The organism is Halomonas sp. H5, from assembly GCF_050613175.1.
GTDB classification, from domain to species: domain Bacteria; phylum Pseudomonadota; class Gammaproteobacteria; order Pseudomonadales; family Halomonadaceae; genus Bisbaumannia; species Bisbaumannia salifodinae.
In genome coordinates, this window is the sequence record NZ_CP192510.1 from 1,996,689 (window position 1) to 2,016,140 (window position 19,452).

Sequence of the window (19,452 nt, forward strand, 5' to 3'; positions counted from 1 at the left end):
TCATGCGGATCGTCACGCCGATACCGGTGCACGTGGTCACCGGCTTCCTGGGGAGCGGCAAGAGTACCCTGATCCACGAGCTGCTCAAGCTCAAGCCCGTCGGCGAGCGCTGGGCGGTGGTGGTCAATGAGTTCGGCCAGGTGGGGATCGACCAGGCGATGTTCGAGGCCAGTGACGAGATCATCGTCAAGGGGGTGCCCGGGGGCTGTCTCTGCTGTCAACTGGCCTTCGTGCTCCAGGCCTCCCTGGTCAACCTGCTGCATCGTCATCGTCCCGATCGCCTGCTGATCGAGCCGTCGGGGCTCGGGCACCCCGCCGGCCTGTTGGATCTGCTGCGCGGCGAGGCCTTCGCCGGGGTGCTGGAGGTGAAGGAGGTGATCGCGGTGCTCGATCCGCGGCGCCTGGAGGAGCCCCGGGTCCAGGCCAATGCTACCTTCCACGACCAGCTGGCGTTGGCCGACGGGGTGGCCCTGACCCTGGTGGATCAGGCCAGCGAGGCGCAACGCCTCGAGGCACGGCGGCATCTGGAGTCGCTCTGGCCCCCCAAGCGCTGGATCTGCGAGGCCCCCTTCGGGCGCCTGCCGGGCGCGCTGCTCTTCGACAGCCTGCCCCGGGACGAGCGCCATGACGAGCGGCCGGCGGCGCATCAGGCATTAGCCCCGCTGGCCGGTCGCCAGGAAGAACCGCAGGAGGCGCGAGAGCCCGAGCCGGGGCGGCCGCTATTCCAGCGCGGCGAGTCCCTGGGGCATGTGAGCCTGGGCTGGCGTTGGCACCCGGACGAGGTCTTCGATCTGGATCGCCTCAGTCATGGCCTCGGCGAGTTGGCGGGGGAGCTGCGTATCAAGGCGGTGATCCGTGCCGAGGCCGGCTGGTGGCTCTATAACCGCGCCGAGGGGCGGGTCAGTTTGACGGAGAGTGCCTGGCGAAGGGATTCTCGTCTCGAGATCATCGGCGAGTCGGGCCGCCTGCCCGAGGTGGAGGAGATCGAGAGTCTGCTGGAGGCGTGTCGGCTGTCGGCAGTGCCGGGAAGTTAGGCACTCTGGCGCCGACTCTCTCATTCGGCCGCCTGGAGCTTATCGGCGAATCGGGGCGTCTGCCCGAGGTGGAGGAGATAGAGAGCGCTTGCTGGAGGCGTGTCGGCTGTCGGCAGTGCCGGGAAGTTAGGCATTCTGGCGCCGACTCTTCCATTCGGCCGACTGAAGCTTATCGGCGAGGGTGGACGTCTGCCCGAAACGGAAGCGATCACCGCCCTGCGGGAGGCGTGTCGCCTGACTAAGAGCGCGGAGGGATGAACGGCCCGCCTTGGGGCGGACCGTTTTTAGCCATCAGGCATCGAGGGGAAAGTCTCTTAGCCTGGGCGGCTGGCCCGCTTCCAGGCGGATCTCCCAGCCCTTGGTGGGCTGCCAGTCGCCCAGCACCAGGCGCCGGGCCGGCTGGCCGTCCAGTTCCATGGGATGCAGCGCCGGGCGATGGGTATGGCCATGGATCAGGGTGGTGACCCCGTGCTCGCGCATCACCCGTACCACCTCGTCCGGGGTGACATCCATGATGTCCTCCGCCTTGTTGGAGTTGGCCTCGCCGGAGCGATCCCGCAACTGCCGGGCCAGGGCCAGGCGCTCGGGGATCGGCATGGCGAGGATTTGTGCCTGCCAGCGGGGATCCCGGGCCTGGGCGCGGAAGGCCATATAGGCCTCGTCCCGGGTGCACAGGCTGTCGCCATGCATCAGCAGGATGCGCTGGCCATCGATCTCCACCACGCTGGGATCCGGCAGCAGGGTAGCGCCGCAGGCGGCGGCATAGTCGTCGCCGAGCAGGAAGTCGCGGTTGCCGTGCATCAGGTAGAGGGCGGTGCCGCTTTCGGCCAGGCGCCTGAGGGCCTGGGCCACTTCGGCGGCGAGGGCGGCGTGGCCGCTGGGGTCGGCATCACCGAGGGCCAGCAGGTCGTCGCCGATCCAGGCCTCGAAGAAGTCGCCGAGGATATAGAGGGCCTCGGCCCCCCGGGCGCGCTCCAGGTAGGCGAGGAAGCCCGCGGTGATCCCGGGGGCCTGGGGCTGTAGATGCAGATCGGAAATCAGCAGGGTGCTCATGGCTAATCTCGGGTCGAAGTGGGCAAGGTTGTTAGGGCAATGGCAAGTGGTGAACTGCTTTCGTCGAGATCCGGGGCTAACCTGGCGACAGGCGCTCCGCGAAGACGCTGTGAACCCCTCCCTGGGCGCTCGACTTTTTCCTGCGAAGCTACGCAATCCTGCTTCGCTTGCAGGGCCGGGGTAGGCCATCCATGGCCTACCCGTTCGGAGGAATCCTCCTCACCCCTGAAAAAGACGCTTCGCTTCGGCCTGTCCCCAGCGCCCCTGGCTTTGCCAATGATGTTGGCCCTAGAGCAAAACGCCCGCACGGGGCGGGCGTTATGGGGCGAGGCGAGTTCAGGTGTCCTGCAGGTAGGCGCGCTGGATGACCACGTCCTCGGCGGGCACATCGGCGTGCATGCCGCGACGGGTGGTATCCACCGCCTTGATGCGCTCCACCACGTCCATGCCGTCCACCACGCGGCCGAACACGCAATAGCCCCAGCCCTGCAGGTTCTTGCCGCTGTGATTGAGGAAGTCGTTGTCGGCGACATTGATAAAGAACTGGGCGGTAGCGGAGTGGGGGTCCTGGGTACGCGCCATGGCGATGCTGCCGGCGACGTTGGTCAGGCCGTTGTCCGCTTCGTTCTGGATGGGGTCGCGGGTCGGCTTCTGGTTGAAGTCGGTGTCGAAGCCGCCGCCCTGGATCATGAAACCGCTGATGACCCGGTGAAAGAGGGTGCCATCATAGTGGCCGTCGCGCACATACTGTTCGAAGTTGGCCGCGGTTGCGGGCGCCTTGTCATGGTCGAGCTCGAGGGTGATGTCACCGAAATTGGTCTGCAGAATGATCATCGATCCGTTCCTAGTTTCCATATAAGGGGTGCCTTGGCGTGGCGCCACCGCGTCACGCTATAATAGCGCTTTTGCCGCGATGCGCGAAGCGCCGACGGGCTTCGCTGTCCCTCGAGTCTGCGCATCGTCAGGCCCGCCGTCCAATCGAGAGGTCCCCGCACCCCTATGAGCACAGAGAGTAGCAGCGCGCCGAATTTCATTCGCAATCAGATCCGCGACGAGATCGAGGCCGGCCGTACCGGCAAGATCGTCACGCGGTTCCCGCCGGAGCCCAACGGCTTCCTGCATATCGGGCACGCCAAGTCGATCTGTCTCAACTTCGGCCTCGCCGAGCAGTTCGGCGGCGATTGCCACCTGCGCTTCGATGACACCAACCCGACCAAGGAGGAGCAGGCCTATATCGACGCCATCAAGGCGGACGTGGAGTGGCTGGGCTTCCACTGGGCCGGCCCGGTGCGTCATGCCTCCGACTACTTCGACCGGCTCTATGCCTGGGCCCAGCACCTGGTGCGCGAGGGCAAGGCCTATGTGGACGACCTCTCGCCGGAGGAGATCCGCGAATACCGCGGCAGCCTGACCCAGCCCGGCAGGCCCAGCCCCTACCGGGAACGCAGTCCGGAGGAGAACCTCGACCTGCTGGAGCGCATGCGCACCGGCGAGTTCGCCGAGGGCGAGAAGGTGTTGCGCGCCAAGATCGACATGGCGTCGCCCAATATCAACCTGCGCGACCCCATCCTCTACCGGATTCGCCACGCCCATCACCACCAGACCGGCGACAAGTGGAAGATCTACCCCTCCTATGACTTTACTCATGGCCAGTCCGACGCCATCGAGGGGGTCACCCACTCCATCTGTACCCTGGAATTCGAGGACCATCGTCCCCTCTACGAGTGGTTCCTGGACAACCTGCCGGTCCCCGTCAAGCCGCGCCAGATCGAGTTCGCGCGGCTCAACATGAACTACACCCTGACCTCCAAGCGCAAGCTCAAGCTGCTGGTGGACGAGGGCATCGTCGACGGCTGGGACGACCCGCGCCTGCCGACCATCTCCGGCATGCGCCGCCGCGGCTATACGCCGGCGTCGATCCGCAAGTTCTGCGAGATGATCGGGGTGACCCGGGCCGACGGCGGCCTGGTGGATATCGCCATGCTCTACCACGCCATTCGCGCCGACCTGGAGGACAACGCGCCCCGCGCCATGGCGGTGCTCAAGCCGTTGAAGGTGGTGCTGACCAATGTGGCGGAGGACCATGAGGAGGTCTATGAGGTGCCCGGCCATCCGGCCCGGGACGACCTGGGGGTGCGCAAGGTGCCCTTTACCCGGGAGCTCTATATCGACCAGGACGACTTTATGGAGGAGCCGCCGAAGAAGTTCTTCCGCCTGGCCCCGGGCAAGGAGGTGCGCCTGCGCAACTCCTACGTCATCCGCTGCGACGAGGTGATCAAGAACGGCGCCGGCGAGGTCACCGAGCTGCGCTGCTCGGTGGACTTCGACACCCTGGGCAAGAACCCGGAAGGGCGCAAGGTCAAGGGGGTGATCCACTGGGTCAGCGCCGTCCATGGCGTGCCCATGGAGGTACGTCTCTACGACAACCTCTTCCAGGTGGAACAGCCGGACAAGGACAAGGACGCCGACTTCCTCGAGCACCTCAATCCCGAGTCCCTGGTGGTCTGCCAGGCCATCGGCGAGCCGAGCCTTCGGGAGGCCGGCGTCGAGAGTCGCTTCCAGTTCGAGCGAGTCGGCTACTTCTGTGCCGATCGCCACGCCGCCGCCGAGGGCCGACTGGTGTTCAACCGCACCGTGGGCCTCAAGGACAGCTGGGCCAAGATTCAGAAAAAGGGCTGAGGAACCGGATGCAGATCTACAACACCCTGACGCGTCGCAAGGAAGCCTTCACCCCCATCGAACCGGGCCGTGTGCGCATGTACGTCTGCGGCATGACCGTCTATGACTACTGCCACCTGGGCCATGCCCGGGTGATGGTGGCCTTCGATGTGATTACCCGCTATCTGCGCCATCGTGGCTATGACGTCACCTATGTGCGCAATATCACCGATATCGACGACAAGATCCTGCGCCGCGCCGAGGAGAACGGCGAGAGCATCGGCGCCCTCACCGAGCGCATGATCGCTGCCATGCACGAGGACGAGGCGCGGCTCTTCGTGTTGCGCCCCGACGCCGAGCCCCGGGCCACCGGTCATGTCGGCGAGATCCTCGCCATGATCGAGACCCTGATCGACAAGGGCTATGCCTACGCCGCGAACAACGGCGACGTCTACTACCGGGTGCGCCAATTCGCGGGCTACGGCAAGCTCAACAACCGTGATCTCGACGAGATGCGCTCCGGGGCGCGTATCGAGGTGGACGAGCACAAGGAGGACCCGCTCGACTTCGTGCTGTGGAAGGCCGCCAAGCCCGGTGAGGCGAGCTGGCCCTCGCCCTGGGGCGAGGGGCGTCCCGGCTGGCATATCGAGTGCTCGGCCATGTCCACCTGCTGCCTGGGGGAGACCTTCGATATCCATGGCGGCGGACCGGACCTGACCTTCCCCCACCACGAGAACGAGATCGCCCAGTCCGAGGCGGCCACCGGCAAGCCCTACGTCAACACCTGGATGCATGCCGGGGCAGTGCGGGTCAATCAGGAGAAGATGTCCAAGTCCCTGGGCAACTTCTTCACCATCCGCGAGGTGCTGGCGCACCACGACCCGGAGGTGGTGCGCTACCTGCTGGTGGCCAGCCACTACCGCAGCCCCATCAACTACGCGCCGGAGTCGCTCTCCGAGGCGCGCAAGTCCCTGGAGCGTTTCTACAACGCCCTGGACGGGGTGGAGGCCCGGGAGGGCGAGGTGGACGGTCGCTTCCGGGCGCGCTTTACCGCCGCCATGGATGACGACTTCAATAGCCCCGAGGCGGTCTCGGTACTCTTCGAGCTGGCCCGGGAGCTCAATCGGGCCAAGAAGGAGGCCCCCGCCGAGGCCCCGGCCCTGGCCTTCGAGCTCAAGCGCCTGGGAGGCGTGCTGGGCCTGTTGTCCCAGGCGCCGGCGGCCTTCCTCAAGGGGGGCGCCGGGGCCTTGCCCCTGCCCGAGGCGGAGATCGAGGCACGCATCACCGAGCGGGCCGAGGCCAAGAAGGCCAGGGAGTTCGCCCGGGCCGATGCCATCCGCGACGAGCTGGCCGCCCTGGGGATCGTCCTCAAGGACTCCCGGGAGGGGACCAGTTGGGTCCTCGACAAGGGAGCCGAGAACGCCGACGGCTGAGGTAACGGCCGCCGTGACACGCGCCCGCTCCTGCTTCGCAGGGGCGGGCGTTTTTATTGGGGCGACGCTCGAAGCGGCTAGGACCTCAACGGGGAAAGGGCGGCAGGGGCAGTTTGCGCGGCCAGTCGTCGCCGACGATAAAGAGGCGCTGCCAAGTTCCCTGATGATAGAGCACCAGGGGCTGGGGCATCACCGCCGGGCGGGCGAAGTGAGTGGCCAGGGGGGCTTCCAGGGCGGGCAAGGGCACCAGTTGGTCGGGGCCGGGGAGGGCCATCCAATGGGGCTTGTGCAGCCGCGAGGCCAGGGTGCCCGCGGCCAGGGTATCGCGCAGCGCCGGCCAGGCCCGCCAGGGCAGCCAGAGGCCGCGCAGATGCGCGGGAGTGGCCTCCTCGGGCGGCGGCAGGGGGTGGTGCCACGGATAGAAGAGCACCCCGGGCATGGCCAGGCGCTGCTGGAGTTTCCCGGCCGCCTCGCCGAGCCATGCCGTCAGGGCCTCCCGGGCCTCGGGGCGCGTCACCATGGGCAACTGATGGCGCACCAGGTGCTCGCGCTTGCTGGCCAGGCTATCGACACAGCCGGGCCCCACCCAGCGTGCCTGGTGCGTCTCGCCACCGGGCCCCTCGGGCAGGCCCAGATAGAACTTGATCGCCACCTCCAGATGGATCGGCCTGGGGTCGCCCCGGCGGCGATAGAGCAGGTCCAGCTCGCCCAGGGTACGGCCCTGGCGGTGGATCGCCAGGTTATGGGCGATCAGCTCGGTGCCCGGGGCCCGGGCCAGCAGGAACTGCCAGAAGCGCTCGTGGTAGAGGCCCAGGCGCAGGCCGCGGGGGTCGCCAAGGGTGGCCTCCAGCGCCTGCGGCGCGGCCTCCCAGCCATCCAGCCAGGCGGCGAGGCGATCGCCGTCGCCCAGGCCCAGCTCCTCGAGGCTCGGCCGGCCTGGGCAGGGCAGGACGAGCGCCTCGAGGCTAGGCGGGGAGAGGCCAAGCTTCTCGAGAGTGGGGCCGCCGGGTCGGGTCGGGCCAAGCTTCTCGAGGCGGGCTTGACGGGGCCGGGTCAGGGCAAGCAGATCCGGGGCCAGGCAGAGCCAGGCCAGGTCGCGTACCAGGGGGTGCCGGTAGCGGCCGGCCAGGGCCATGGCATCCCGTTGATCCAGGGTCTGGCAGGGTTTCATCATTTCCTTATACTGGAACCACACTCGCCCTGCACGGAAATCGCGCCATGAACAAGCCGCTGATCGCCATCGCCGCCCTCGCCGCCCTGCTGGGGAGCGCCGCCGCCCAGGCCCAGGTCGTCGTCTCCTCCAAGATCGATACCGAGGGCTCGGTCCTCGGCGAGATGATCGCCCAGACCCTGGAGAACGGCGGGGTCGAGGTGCAGCGTCGCCTGCAACTCGGTGGCACCAGCATCGTGCGCGAGGCGATTCGCGCCGGCGAGATCGATATCTACCCCGAGTACACCGGCAATGGCGCCTTCTTCTTCGATATGGCCGACAGCCCGGTATGGAAGGACCCCGAGGCGGCCTTCGAGACGGTGCGCGACCGCGACCGGGAGGCCAACGACCTGGTCTGGCTGACCCCGGCCTCGGCCAACAATACCTGGGCGATCAGCGTGCGCGGTGACCTGGCCCGGGAGGCGGGACTCACCACCCTCGAGGACCTGGCGGATTACCTGGCCGAGGGCGGCGACTTCGTCTTCGCCGGCAGCGCCGAGTTCGTGGAATCGGAGGCGGCCCTGCCGGCCTTCCAGGCCGCCTATGGCTTCGACCTCGATTCCGATCAACTGGTGGTGCTCTCCGGCGGCAATACCGCCGCCACCATGCGCGCCGCCGCCCTGGGCACCAATGGCGTCAATGCCGCCATGACCTATGGCACCGATGGCGGTCTCCAGGCCCTGGACCTGGTGGTGCTGGAAGACACCCTGGGCGTGCAGCCGGTCTATCAGCCGGCGCCGGTGGTGCGCGGCGAGGTGCTGGCGGCCCATCCCGAGATCGCGTCCCTGCTGGGGCCGGTCTTCGAGGCCCTGGATCTCGAGACCCTGCAGCGCCTCAATGGCGAGGTGGCGGTCAATGGCGCCGATCCGGCCACCGTGGCCGGTGACTTCCTGGACGGCCTCGCCGACTAGGGCGCGGCCTGGTGGTGGAAGGAATGCCCGCCGCGGCCAATCGGGTCCTGCTGGTCCTCGGCCTGGCCCTGCTGGCCGCGCTGCTGGGGCTCGACCTGGCCAGCGTGGCCCCCAACCGCATCCTGCCCGGGGAGGGGGTGAGTCCGTGGGGCTGGCTGGGGCCCGGGGCCGTGCCGCTCCTGGCCTTTCCGCTGCTGTTGATGGCGCTCGCCTGGCGGGGCTCGATTCGCGCCCTGATCCTGGCCCGGGCCCTGGTGGTGGCGGCCCTGGTGTTACTGCCCTGGGGCCTGGCCGCCTTCGCCGCCGACCGGGTGACGGGCGCCCAGGCCCGGGTGACCCTGGGCGCCGGCTTCTGGACCCTGCTCTTCGTGCTGCTGATGATCTGGGTGGAGCTGCAGGCCCGGCTGAAAGGCGGCACCTGGCTGACCCTGTTGCCGTTGCTCTCGCTGGCGCTGGCCCTGGCCGGCGGCCATCTGGAGAGCCTGGCGCTGATGCGCGAGTATGCCAGCCGCAGCGGCGCTTTCCACGAGGCCCTGCGCTATCACCTGCTACTGGTGTCTGCGGCGGTGGGGCTGAGCCTGCTGCTGGCCTTCGCCCTGGCCCTGGCCATGCGCCGCTTTCCCCGGTTGCGGCGCGGCGGCTTCGCCCTGCTCAGCCTGATCCAGACCATTCCCAGCCTGGCGCTCTTCGGGCTCTTGTTGGCGCCCCTGGCCTGGCTCGCCGCCCGCTACGCCTGGCTCGGCGAGCTGGGGGTGCAGGGCATCGGCTGGGCGCCGGCGCTGATCGCCCTGGTGGGCTATAGCCTGCTGCCCATGACTCGTAACAGCGTGGTGGCCCTCGACGGGGTGGACCCGGGGGTGGTGGAGGCGGCCCGGGGTATGGGCATGAGCCCGGCCCAGGTCTTCTGGCGGGTGCGCCTGCCGCTGGCCGCCCCGGTGATCCTCGAGGGCATCCGCATCACCACCGTGCAGGCCGTGGGGCTGGCCGCCGTGGCCGCGCTGATCGGTGCCGGCGGCCTGGGCACCTTTATCTTCCAGGGGCTGGGCCAGGCGGCCATGGACCTGGTGCTGCTGGGGGCCTTGCCGATCCTGGCCCTGGCGGTGGCCGCCGATAGCCTGCTTAGCACTCTGGCGCGACTGACTCACTCCCCCCGGGAGGCCAGATGACCGGCACCCTGTTTAGCGCCCTGGCGCCTCACCCCCGCCCTCAGCCCCATCGGGAGGCCAGATGACCGAGACGCCCCGTATCGCCCTCAAGGGCGTCACCAAACGCTTCGGCACCGAGACCGCCGTGGACGCCATCTCCCTGAATATTGCCCCGGGGGAGTTCTGCGTGCTGGTGGGCACCTCCGGCTGCGGCAAGTCCACCACCCTGCGCATGATCAACCGGCTGATCGAGCATAGCGATGGCGAGATCCATATCGATGGCCGGCCGATCCGCGAGATCGATCCCCAGCGGCTGCGCCGGCGCATCGGCTACGCCATCCAGAGCACCGGCCTCTTTCCCCACTGGACGGTGGCGCGCAATATCGCCCTGGTGCCGGGGCTGCTCCGCTGGCCCCGGGCGCGCATCCATGAGCGGGTCGAGGAGCTGATGACCCTGCTGGGGCTGGCGCCGGCGGAGTTCGCCGACAAGTACCCGGCCCAGCTCTCCGGGGGCCAGGCCCAGCGGGTGGGGGTGGCCCGGGCCCTGGCCGCCGACCCGGAGATCCTGCTGATGGACGAGCCCTTCGGTGCCCTGGATCCCATCACCCGGGAGAGCCTCCAGGAGGAGTTGCTGCGCCTGCAGGGGCGGATCCGCAAGACCATCGTCTTCGTCACCCACGACATGGACGAGGCCCTGAAGCTGGCCGATCGCCTGGTGGTAATGCGCGCCGGGCGCATCGTCCAGCAGGGCAGCCCCGACGAGCTGCTGGCGGCACCGGCGGATGACTTCGTGACCTCCCTGCTGGGCGGCCGCGACCGGGGCCTCAAGCGGGCCGCCCTGACCCCGGTGGCACGGGTGATGCGTCCCGTCGACGCCCGCCTGCCGGTCGAGCCCGCCGTGTCTCCCGACGAGGACCTGCGCCTGGCCCTGTCGGTGATGCTCTGGCATCGGGTCGAGCGCCTGGCGGTGGTGGATGGAGGAGGGCGGGCATGCGGTAGCCTGCATCTGATGGATTTGCTGGGAGAAACCCCATGATCGCCGGTGGGATGGCGCCTTCCCTGGGCCGTTATCGGCGTGGCCTGGTGCCCCTGCTATGGGGCGCCGGGCTGGTGGGGCTGCTGGCCTGGCTGCCCCGGGCCGAGGGTTTTTTCCGCTGGCTGGCGCCCGAAGCCCGGGTGGTGATCTACCCCCGGGACGACTTCACCGCCCTGTTGCTCAACCACCTGGCCCTGGTAGGGGTGGCCTCGGGGCTGGCGATCCTGCTCGGGGTGGGGGCGGCCCTGGTGGTGACCCGTCCCTGGGGGCGCGACTTCCTGCCTCTGGCCAGCCAGCTCGCCGCCATGGGGCAGACCTTCCCGCCGGTGGCGGTGCTGGCCCTGGCGGTGCCGAGCCTCGGCTTCGGTGCCCTGCCCACGGTGGTGGCCCTGCTGCTCTATGGGTTGCTGCCGATCCTGCGCAACGGCCTGGCCGGCATCGAGGGGATCGATCCCGCGGTGCGCGAGGCGGCCCGGGGCATGGGTATGTCCCCGGGCCAGATCCTCTGGCGCCTGGAGCTGCCCCTGGCGGCGCCGGTGATGCTGGCCGGCATCCGCACCTCGGTGACGGTGGGCATCGCCACCGCCGCCATCGGCTCCACCATCGGCGCCAAGACCCTGGGCGATCCCATCATCGCCGGCATCGTCAACGGCAACAGCGCCTATATCCTCCAGGGGGCGTTGCTGATCGGCGTCCTGGCCCTGGCCCTCGACAGCCTCTTCGAGGCGCTGACGCCGCGTCGGCGCTGAATCCTCTGGCATTTGGTCGACATCCCGGAAAATTTTCTTGGCAGGGCCGCTATTGGCTGGTTATCTTAACGTTAACGTCAACTGCGGCGTCGTTGATCCAGCGCTGGAGCGAATCGCTGGCGGCTGACTAGAGTAAAGATGACACTTGCCCCCACAAGGGGCGAGAGATTCCTCACCACTACCCAAGGAAGAGGATCATGACCACAACAACGGCTTCCCAGGTCATCCATGAGCCGCGCTTCATGGATGGCGATGAATTCCACATCGCCACCTTCGCGTTGCTCCAGCAGGACGGCACCCTCTTCGAGGGCGCCCAGGCCCCGGAGCTCGATCGCGAGACCGCCCGGCGCATCTACCACACCATGGTGCTGATCCGGGTGCTCGACGAGCGCATGCTGGCGGCCCAGCGCCAGGGACGACTCTCCTTCTATATGCAGTGCACCGGGGAGGAGGCGGCGGTGATCGGCAGCGCCGCGGCCCTGGACGACGAAGACATGATCATGGCCCAGTACCGGGAGCAGGGCGCCCTGGCCTACCGTGGCTTCAGTATCGACGAGTTCATGAACCAGCTATTCGGCAACGCCGAGGACTACGGCAAGGGGCGCCAGATGCCGATCCACTACGGCAGCGCCAAGCTCCACTACATGACCATCTCCTCGCCCCTGGCCACCCAGATTCCCCAGGCCGCCGGCTACGCCTACGGCCAGAAGCTCGACGGCCAGGGGCGCTGCACCATCACCTACTTCGGCGAGGGCGCCGCCTCCGAGGGGGACTTCCACGCCGCCCTCAATATGGCCGCGGTGCACCGGGCGCCGGTGATCTTCTTCTGCCGCAACAACGGCTACGCCATCTCCACCCCCTCGGTGGAGCAGTTCGCCGCCGACGGGGTGGCACCCCGGGCCTTCGGCTACAAGATGCACGTGATCCGCGTCGACGGTAATGATGTCCTGGCGGTCTATGCCGCCACCCGGGAGGCACGGCGCATCGCCGTGGAGCAAAACCAGCCGGTGCTGATCGAGGCCATGACCTATCGCCTGGCGGCCCACTCCTCCTCCGATGACCCCTCCGGCTATCGCAGCAAGAAGGAGGAGGCGCTATGGCGGGAGAAGGACCCGGTCAATCGCATGCGCCTGTGGATGCTGGCCCGGGAGTGGTGGAGCGATGACGAGGAGAAGGCGCTCCAGGAGACGCTGCGTCGCGAGGTACTGGAGACCATGAAGCGCGCCGAGAAGCGCCCGCCGCCGCCCCTGGCGAGCCTGGTGGAGGACGTCTACGCCGAGGTGCCGGCGCGCCTCAAGGAGCAGCTCGACGCCCTGGAGGCCCATGTGCGCCGCCATCCGGAGGCCTATCCCAAGAGTGCCCCGGGCCTCGACCAGGGAGGAGCCTGAGATGCCGACCATGAATCTGCTGCAGGCGATCAATAACGTCCTGATGGTCTATGTGCGCCGCCATCAGGAGGCCTATCCCAAGCGCGCCCCTGACGTCGCCGCCGACCAGGGAGGAGCCTGAGATGCCGACCATGAACCTCTTGCAGGCGATCAACAACGCCCTGGATATCGCCATGGGCAGCGACGAGCGGGTGCTCTGCTTCGGCGAGGACGTGGGCGGCTTCGGCGGCGTCTTCCGCGCCACCAGCCATCTCCAGGAAAAATATGGCCGCGAGCGCTGCTTCAATACCCCCCTGGTGGAGCAGGGCATCATCGGCTTCGCCAACGGCCTGGCGGCCCAGGGTCACAAGCCGGTGGCGGAGATCCAGTTCGCCGACTACATCTTCCCGGCCTTCGACCAGATCGTTAACGAGTCCGCCAAGTTCCGCTACCGCTCCGGCAGCCTCTTCGAGGTGGGCGGCCTGACCATTCGCGCCCCCTATGGCGGCGGCATCTCCGGGGGCCTCTACCACTCCCAGTCGCCGGAGGCCTATTTCGCCCATACCCCGGGCCTGAAGATCGTGGTGCCCCGCAACCCCCATCAGGCCAAGGGCCTGCTGCTGGCGGCGATCCGCGACCCCGACCCGGTGCTCTTCTTCGAGCCCAAGCGGCTCTATCGCGCCTCCACCGGCGAGGTGCCCGAGGCGGACTACCAGTTGCCCCTGGGCGAGGCCGAGGTGATCAAGGAGGGCAGCGACGTGACCCTGCTGGCCTGGGGCGCCCAGGTGGAGGTCACCGAGAAGGCCGCCGAGCTGGCCGAGAAGGAGGGCATCTCCTGCGAGGTGATCGACCTGCGCAGCATCCTGCCCTGGGACGTGGAGACCGTGGCCCAGTCGGTGCTCAAGACCGGGCGCCTGGTGATCAGCCACGAGGCGCCGCTGACCGGCGGCTTCGCCGGCGAGATCGCCGCCACCATCGCCGAGCGCTGCTTCCTCTACCTGGAGTCGCCGATCCAGCGGGTGACCGGCCTGGATACTCCCTTCCCCCTGACCCTGGAGAAGGAGTACCTGCCCAATCACCTGAAGATCGTCGAGGCCATCAAGGCCAGCATCGAGTTCTAGGCCGATATCCGAGGAGAGCGACAATGAGCGATTTTATGCTGCCCGATATCGGCGAAGGTATCGTGGAGTGCGAGGTGGTCAAGTGGCTGGTGGCCGAGGGCGAGACCATCAGCGAGGATCAGCCGGTGGCCGAGGTGATGACCGACAAGGCCCTGGTGGAGATTCCCGCCCCCTATGCGGGCAAGGTGACGCGGCTCTATTACCGGGAGGGGGAGATCGCCAGGGTGCATGCGCCGCTCTTCGCCTTGGTTGCCGAGGGAGAGGCGGAGGGCGAGGCCCAAAGCGAAACTCATAATGAACCCCGAGCCGAGGAGACACCGGTGACGCCCGATAAGGCTCCGGCCAGTGAGCCTGGCCCGGCGGCGCCCGAGGCAGCCGCCGACGCCGGCGAGGCGACCGCTGGCAACAAGGACTTTGTCCTGCCGGATATCGGCGAGGGTATCGTCGAATGCGAGATCGTCGAGTGGCGCATCGCCGAGGGCGAGACGGTCGCCGAGGATCAGCCGGTGGTGGACGTGATGACCGACAAGGCGATGGTCGAGATCACCGCCCCGGAGGCGGGGCGAGTGACCCGGCTCCACTACGCCCAGGGCGAGAAGGCCCGGGTGCATACGCCGCTGTTTGCCTATCTCCCGGAGGGGGGAGAGGCCGCTTCTCCTCAGTCTGCCCAAGGTACCGCCGCCCAGCGTCAGGGCGTACCGGCGTCCCCGGAAAAGGCGACTCCCGCCAAGGAGACCCAGGGGCCAGCGAAACGAGAGGGCCCCTATGGCCGGACCCCCGCCAGTCCCGCGGTGCGCCGCCTGGTGCGCGAGCACGGCCTGAGCCTGGCGGCGATCCCCGGCTCCGGCAAGGACGGGCGGGTGCTCAAGGAGGATGTGCTGCGCTTTCTGGAGGCGCCCCAGGGTGACGACAAGGCCGAGCCGGCAGCCCCGTCGCAGCCGAGTCCCACGCCCTCCTCGACCCAGGCTGGTGGGCAGCCACAGGCCGAGGTCCGGGTGGAGCCGCTGCGCGGCGTCCAGGCGGCCATGGCCAAGCGCATGGTCGCCTCGGCCCAGTCGATCCCCCATTTCGCCTATGGCGACGAGTTCGATGTCACCGAGCTGGTGACCCTGCGCGAACGCCTCAAGGTCAAGGCCGAGGCCCGCGGCGTGCGCCTGACCCTGATGCCCTTCTTTATGAAGGCGCTGGCCCTGGCGGCCCAGGAGTACCCGATCGTCAACAGCCGCCTGGACGAGGCCGCCGCCGAGATCCACTACCTGCCCCGGGTCAACGTGGGCATGGCGGTGGATGGCAAGGCGGGCCTGATCGTGCCCAACGTCAAGGGGGTGGAGGAACTGAGCCTGCTGGAGATCGCCGCCGAGGTGAGTCGCCTGACCGAGGCGGCCCGGGAGGGGCGCGTCGCCCAGGCGGACCTCACCGGCGGCACCGTGACCATCTCCAATATCGGCGCCCTGGGGGGCACCTATGCGGTGCCCATCATCAATGCCCCGGAGGCGGCCATCGTCGCCATCGGCAAGACCCAGTGGCTGCCGCGCTTCGATGCCGATGGCCAGGTGGTGCGCCGGGCGATCATGACCGCCACCTGGTGCGGCGATCACCGGTTGATCGACGGCGGCACCATCGCCCGCTTCGCCAATGCCTGGAAGGGCTATCTGGAGGATCCCGAGAGCCTGCTATTGGCGCTCTAGGTATCCCTTTGGGTCAGATCCGAGGCAAAAAGGCAGGGTGATCTCCGCTGGAAGGGCGTAGGGGCGCTGGGGGCAGGTCAGAGCGGGGGTCCTATGCCAGGGAGGGCATCGGTAGCGCCCAGGGAGGGGTTTACAGCGCCCCGCGAAGGCCTGCCCCCAGAGTAGCCCCGAGCCTCGGCAGAGAGGTCGCGAACTGCGAGTGCCCCGGGCAATAAGGAGAGTCGATGAGCCAGGCGCCCCTGCAGCAGTTCTATATTCCCGAAGAGCAGTCCATCTACCTGCTCAGCCAGGACGATGCCCGCAAGCTGCGCGAGTGGGTGGCCCTGTGCCGCACCCAGCTCGAGCAGCTCGGCTACCGGGAGATCGAGCTGGTGGGCAAGGGCGCCTACGGCTTCGTCTTCGCCGGGATCACCGCCCTCGACCAGCAGTACGTCTTCAAGTTCAGCCGCGTCACCCTGCCGGCCCACCTCCAGGAGCGCCTCGAGGAAGAGGCCTTTATGCTCGAGCAGGTGGAGCACCCCCGGGTGCCCCGGCTGATCGCCTACCAGCGGGTGCGCAACCAGTCGATCCTGGTGATGGAGCGGGCCCCGGGCCTCAACCTGGAGGAAGTGTCGCTCAGGGAGGGGCGATTGTCACCGCGCCTGGTGGTGCGCATCGCCGACCAGCTGGCGGATATCCTGCGCCACCTGCGCCGGGAATCCGGCGTCACCGGCAAGCCGGTGATCCACGGCGATATCAAGCCCTCCAACCTGGTCTTCGATGCCGTCCGGGAGGAGGTGGCGCTGATCGACTGGGGCTCCTCGGTGTTCGCCCAGCTGGACGCCAATGGCCAGTTCGTGGCCGCCAACGTCATGGAGCTGATGTCCGACAACCTCCAGCAGACCAATGCCCGGCTGGGCGACGTCTACTTTATCGGCGAGGAGCAGCTGAACGGGGCCCTCTCCTCGCCGCGCTTCGACGAGCAGGGCGCCGCCGCCACCCTCTATGCCCTGGCCTCGGCCCAGTCCTGCCGCTTCGGCCATCGGGTGATCCCGGCCACCTCCCTGGGCCTACCCATGGAGTTCGCGCGCCTGCTGGACGCCATGCTCGACCCGGATCCCGGCCTGCGGGCCCGGGCCGGGGACTACTTCCTGCGCGAGATGCCACGCCTGGCCCGGGTGGTGATGGTCGACCTGCCGGCGCCCGCCGAGAGCGCCCTGGTGCCGGTCTGGGCGCGGCCCGTCGGGCGCGAGATCGATACCGTGGTCTACTCCTCGCGCAAGGCCTTCCTGCGCGAGGAGCACGCCGAGGAGACCCTCAACGACGTCAACGACGTGCAGCTGGATCGCTACTACAAGAACTTCATGCAGGGCATGGGGGAGACCGAGAAGGCCTTCCTGGCGGCGGTGAGCCGGCTCGGCAAGTACCCGGTGGTGGGGGGGCTGGCGGTGCGCTGGGAGGCCGACGGCGTCTATATCGACACCTCCCTCAACCTGCATGACCCGGCGCTCAAGCCCGCCTTGGTGGCGGCGGTCAACAACCTGGTCAGCCTGGCCCGGGGTATCTACCGCCAGGGATCTCTTCAAGAGCTGCCTGTTCAATGCCCGGGACACCCTGCATATCGACCGCCACGGCCCGGAGCAGCCGTTTCGCCTCGCCCCGGGCATGTGCCTGCCCTACGAGGTGAGCGCCGCCCCCGAGCTGGAGGATCGCAGCCGGGTCCACTCCTACTTCGAGGATGGCCCCGACCCGGAGGAGTTCCTGGTGCTCCCCGACGAGATCATCCTCTCCCTGGAGGCCCTCAACCAGATCCACCACACCGGCATGATCATCTTCGAGGCGCTGCCCAACCACCTCAAGATCCACAGCTACTATCGGCTGCTGGACCCGGCCCGGGAGGCGGAATTCCGCCATTACCTGGACGATATCTTGAGCGCCGTGGGGCTGATCGAGGGGCTCGGGGTCTCCGGCTTCATGAAGATGCCCTACAAGGACACCCGCTTCTTCTCGCATATCGAGCATATGCCGGAGCGCTACTATCCCAAGAACCCCCGTCGCGCGGAGGCGTGAACGACAGCGCCGCCCGAAGGCGTCGATGTCGATGTCGAGTTACAGCGAGGCGGCGGAGCGTGCCGCCTGATCACCAAGAATCCCCGCGAGGCCAGGCGCCAGGGAGAAGGCGTCTGAGCACAAGGCCGCCGCCCGAGGGCGGCGGCGCCGATGTCGATGTCGAGTTACAGCGAGGCGGCGGAGCGGGCCGCCTGATCATAGAGCCCCGACATGGCCCTGAGCATGCCGGCGATCTGGTGCATCTCCTCGCGGCCGATGCCCATGGAGGAGAGCGATTCCACCAGGCAGGCTTCGCGAATCTCCGCATACTTCATGCAGGCCGCCCGGCCCGCCTCGCTGGTGCGGAAGAAGGTCTCCTTGCCGTGCTTCTCGCCGCCGACCAGGCCCAGTTTGGTCAGCTTCTTCAGCGCATAGGTCACCGTATGGGTGTCTTCCACATTGAGCACCAGGCAGATATCCGCCTGGCGCTTGGCCCGTTCCCGATGGTTAACGCTATGCAGCACCAGCACATCCAGGGCGCCCAGCTCCGGGTAGCCGCTGGCGGTCATGCAGCGCACCATCCAGCGGTTGAAGGCGTGGCTGGAGATGATCAGGCCGAATTCGAATTCCGAGAGCTCCTGGGCGCTGCGCGACAGGTGCTCGGAGGAGACGATGGGCCCGCGCGGATCGGCGGCGGTGCTGCGTGCTTGACTCATTTAGCGGTTCCCCATGGCATCGGGCAGATAGGTGACGATCTGCGGGAAGAGGGTGATGAGGATAACACCCAGCAGCATCAGCCCGAAGAAGGGCAGGGCGGCCTTGGCGATATGCAGGATGTTCTTGCCGGTCATGCCCTGCAACACGAAGAGATTGAAGCCCACCGGTGGCGTGATCTGCGACATCTCCACCACGATCACCAGGAAGATACCGAACCAGATCAGGTCGATGCCGGCGGCCTCCACCATGGGCAGCATGATGGAGGTGGTCAGCACCACCACCGAGATGCCGTCGAGGAAGCAGCCCAGGACGATAAAGAACAGGGTCAGCGCCAGCAGCAGCATCAGCGGCGACAGCTCCAGGGTGGCGATCCAGGCGGCCAGTTCGCTGGGTAGCCGGGTAAAGCCCATGGCCACGGTGAGGAAGGAGGCCCCGGCGAGGATAAAGGCGATCATGGTGGAGGTCTTCACCGCGCCGAGCAGGGCGTCGCGGAAGATCTCCCGGTTCATGGCGCCCTGCACCCGGGCCAGCCCCAGGGAAAGGGCCACCCCCACCGCGGCCGCCTCGGTGGGCGAGGCCAGGCCCGCGTAGATGGAGCCGATCACCCCGACGATCAGTCCCATCATCGGAATCAGGCGCTTCGAGCGGCGTAGCTTCTCCCTCAGGCTGGTGTGTTCGTCGGCGGGGGGGATCCGCTCGGGGTAGCGCCAGGCCCAGAGCATCAGATAGGCCGTGAACAAGGCGATCAGCAGCAGTCCCGGGAAGACCCCGGCCATAAAGAGCCGCGCGATGGACTGGTCGGTGGCCACGGCGAAGACGATCAGGATGATCGACGGTGGAATCAGCAGCCCCAGGGTGGCGGAGCCGGCCAGGGTGCCCAGCACCAGGCGGTCGTCATAACCGCGGCGGCCGAGTTCCGGGAGGGTCATCTTGCCCATGGTGGCGCAGGTGGCGGCGGAGGAGCCGGAGACCGCGGCGAACAGGCCGCAGCCCACCACATTGGTGTGCAGCAGGCGCCCCGGCACCCGCTGCATCCAGGGCGAGAGGCCGCTGAACATGTCCTCGGCGAGGCGTGAACGAAACAGGATCTCGCCCATCCAGATGAACATCGGCAGGGCGGTCAGCTCCCAGCTGTAGCTGGCGCTCCAGATGGTGCTGGCCATGACGTCGCCGGTGGGGACATTGGTGAAGGCGGCGATACCCAGCCAGCCCATGCCCAGCAGGGCGAAGGCCACCCAGACGCCACCGCCCAGCATGATCAGCAGGGCCACGAAGAGAAGGGTCATCATCAATAGCATGGTG

General features: G+C 67.9%; 15 protein-coding genes and 1 pseudogene. 11 read left to right on the forward strand and 5 right to left on the reverse strand.

Annotated features, from left to right (window positions below):
• Positions 1-2 precede the first annotated feature (2 nt).
• Positions 3-1,034, forward strand: coding sequence for a CobW family GTP-binding protein (locus tag ACQ1W9_RS09360; protein ID WP_431026314.1), 1,032 nt, complete (start codon positions 3-5; stop codon positions 1,032-1,034).
• A 291-nt stretch (positions 1,035-1,325) separates the two neighbouring features.
• Here ACQ1W9_RS09360 and ACQ1W9_RS09365 read toward each other — a convergent pair whose 3' ends face one another.
• Together ACQ1W9_RS09365 and ACQ1W9_RS09370 are read right to left on the reverse strand one after the other, a co-directional pair.
• Positions 1,326-2,087: a UDP-2,3-diacylglucosamine diphosphatase gene (locus ACQ1W9_RS09365; protein ID WP_346062317.1), complete on the reverse strand. Its 762-nt coding sequence runs from the start codon at positions 2,085-2,087 to the stop codon at positions 1,326-1,328.
• 336 nt (positions 2,088-2,423) lie between these two features.
• Positions 2,424-2,921 carry a peptidylprolyl isomerase gene (locus tag ACQ1W9_RS09370; RefSeq protein ID WP_431026315.1) on the reverse strand — a complete coding sequence of 166 codons (498 nt, stop codon included), beginning with the start codon at positions 2,919-2,921 and terminating at the stop codon, positions 2,424-2,426.
• 165 nt (positions 2,922-3,086) lie between these two features.
• Here ACQ1W9_RS09370 and ACQ1W9_RS09375 point away from each other — a divergent pair, with 165 nt between their 5' ends.
• Together ACQ1W9_RS09375 and cysS are read left to right on the forward strand one after the other, a co-directional pair.
• Positions 3,087-4,766 carry a glutamine--tRNA ligase/YqeY domain fusion protein gene (locus ACQ1W9_RS09375; protein WP_431026316.1) on the forward strand — a complete coding sequence of 560 codons (1,680 nt, stop codon included), beginning with the start codon at positions 3,087-3,089 and terminating at the stop codon, positions 4,764-4,766.
• An 8-nt stretch (positions 4,767-4,774) separates the two neighbouring features.
• The gene (gene cysS / locus ACQ1W9_RS09380) at positions 4,775-6,178 is read left to right on the forward strand and encodes a cysteine--tRNA ligase (protein WP_431026317.1); all 1,404 of its coding nucleotides are present in this window, start codon (positions 4,775-4,777) and stop codon (positions 6,176-6,178) included.
• Between the two features lie 85 nt (positions 6,179-6,263).
• Here cysS and ACQ1W9_RS09385 read toward each other — a convergent pair whose 3' ends face one another.
• Positions 6,264-7,352 (reverse strand): DUF1853 family protein, encoded by a 1,089-nt coding sequence (locus ACQ1W9_RS09385; RefSeq protein ID WP_431026318.1) that lies wholly within the window; start codon positions 7,350-7,352, stop codon positions 6,264-6,266.
• Positions 7,353-7,396: 44 nt separating this feature from the next.
• On the opposite strand from ACQ1W9_RS09385, the gene osmF reads away from it, so the two are divergent.
• From osmF to ACQ1W9_RS09425, 8 genes and pseudogenes are all read left to right on the forward strand, one after another.
• A complete protein-coding gene (osmF, locus tag ACQ1W9_RS09390) occupies positions 7,397-8,299 on the forward strand; it encodes a glycine betaine ABC transporter substrate-binding protein OsmF (protein ID WP_431026319.1) in 903 nt (300 codons plus the stop codon).
• Between the two features lie 23 nt (positions 8,300-8,322).
• Positions 8,323-9,465 (forward strand): ABC transporter permease, encoded by a 1,143-nt coding sequence (locus ACQ1W9_RS09395; RefSeq protein ID WP_431026320.1) that lies wholly within the window; start codon positions 8,323-8,325, stop codon positions 9,463-9,465.
• A gap of 61 nt (positions 9,466-9,526) precedes the next feature.
• Positions 9,527-10,480 carry an ABC transporter ATP-binding protein gene (locus ACQ1W9_RS09400; RefSeq protein ID WP_431026321.1) on the forward strand — a complete coding sequence of 318 codons (954 nt, stop codon included), beginning with the start codon at positions 9,527-9,529 and terminating at the stop codon, positions 10,478-10,480.
• Positions 10,477-11,229, forward strand: a complete 753-nt coding sequence (locus ACQ1W9_RS09405) for an ABC transporter permease (RefSeq protein ID WP_431026322.1) — start codon at positions 10,477-10,479, stop codon at positions 11,227-11,229. Before ACQ1W9_RS09400 ends, ACQ1W9_RS09405 begins: the two co-directional genes overlap by 4 nt.
• A 197-nt stretch (positions 11,230-11,426) precedes the next feature.
• Positions 11,427-12,617: a thiamine pyrophosphate-dependent dehydrogenase E1 component subunit alpha gene (locus ACQ1W9_RS09410; protein ID WP_431026323.1), complete on the forward strand. Its 1,191-nt coding sequence runs from the start codon at positions 11,427-11,429 to the stop codon at positions 12,615-12,617.
• A gap of 122 nt (positions 12,618-12,739) precedes the next feature.
• The gene (locus ACQ1W9_RS09415) at positions 12,740-13,717 is read left to right on the forward strand and encodes an alpha-ketoacid dehydrogenase subunit beta (protein WP_431026324.1); all 978 of its coding nucleotides are present in this window, start codon (positions 12,740-12,742) and stop codon (positions 13,715-13,717) included.
• Positions 13,718-13,740: 23 nt separating this feature from the next.
• Entirely contained in the window at positions 13,741-15,405 is a 1,665-nt protein-coding gene (locus tag ACQ1W9_RS09420) for a dihydrolipoyllysine-residue acetyltransferase (RefSeq protein ID WP_431026325.1), read from the forward strand.
• A gap of 224 nt (positions 15,406-15,629) precedes the next feature.
• A pseudogene (locus ACQ1W9_RS09425) lies at positions 15,630-17,454 on the forward strand (protein kinase domain-containing protein).
• A 164-nt stretch (positions 17,455-17,618) separates the two neighbouring features.
• Here ACQ1W9_RS09425 and ACQ1W9_RS09430 read toward each other — a convergent pair.
• Both ACQ1W9_RS09430 and ACQ1W9_RS09435 read right to left on the reverse strand, forming a co-directional pair.
• The gene (locus tag ACQ1W9_RS09430) at positions 17,619-18,149 is read right to left on the reverse strand and encodes a winged helix DNA-binding protein (protein ID WP_431026326.1); all 531 of its coding nucleotides are present in this window, start codon (positions 18,147-18,149) and stop codon (positions 17,619-17,621) included.
• Positions 18,150-19,448, reverse strand: a complete 1,299-nt coding sequence (locus ACQ1W9_RS09435; RefSeq protein WP_346062331.1) for a TRAP transporter large permease — start codon at positions 19,446-19,448, stop codon at positions 18,150-18,152.
• Between the last annotated feature and the right edge of the window lie 4 nt (positions 19,449-19,452).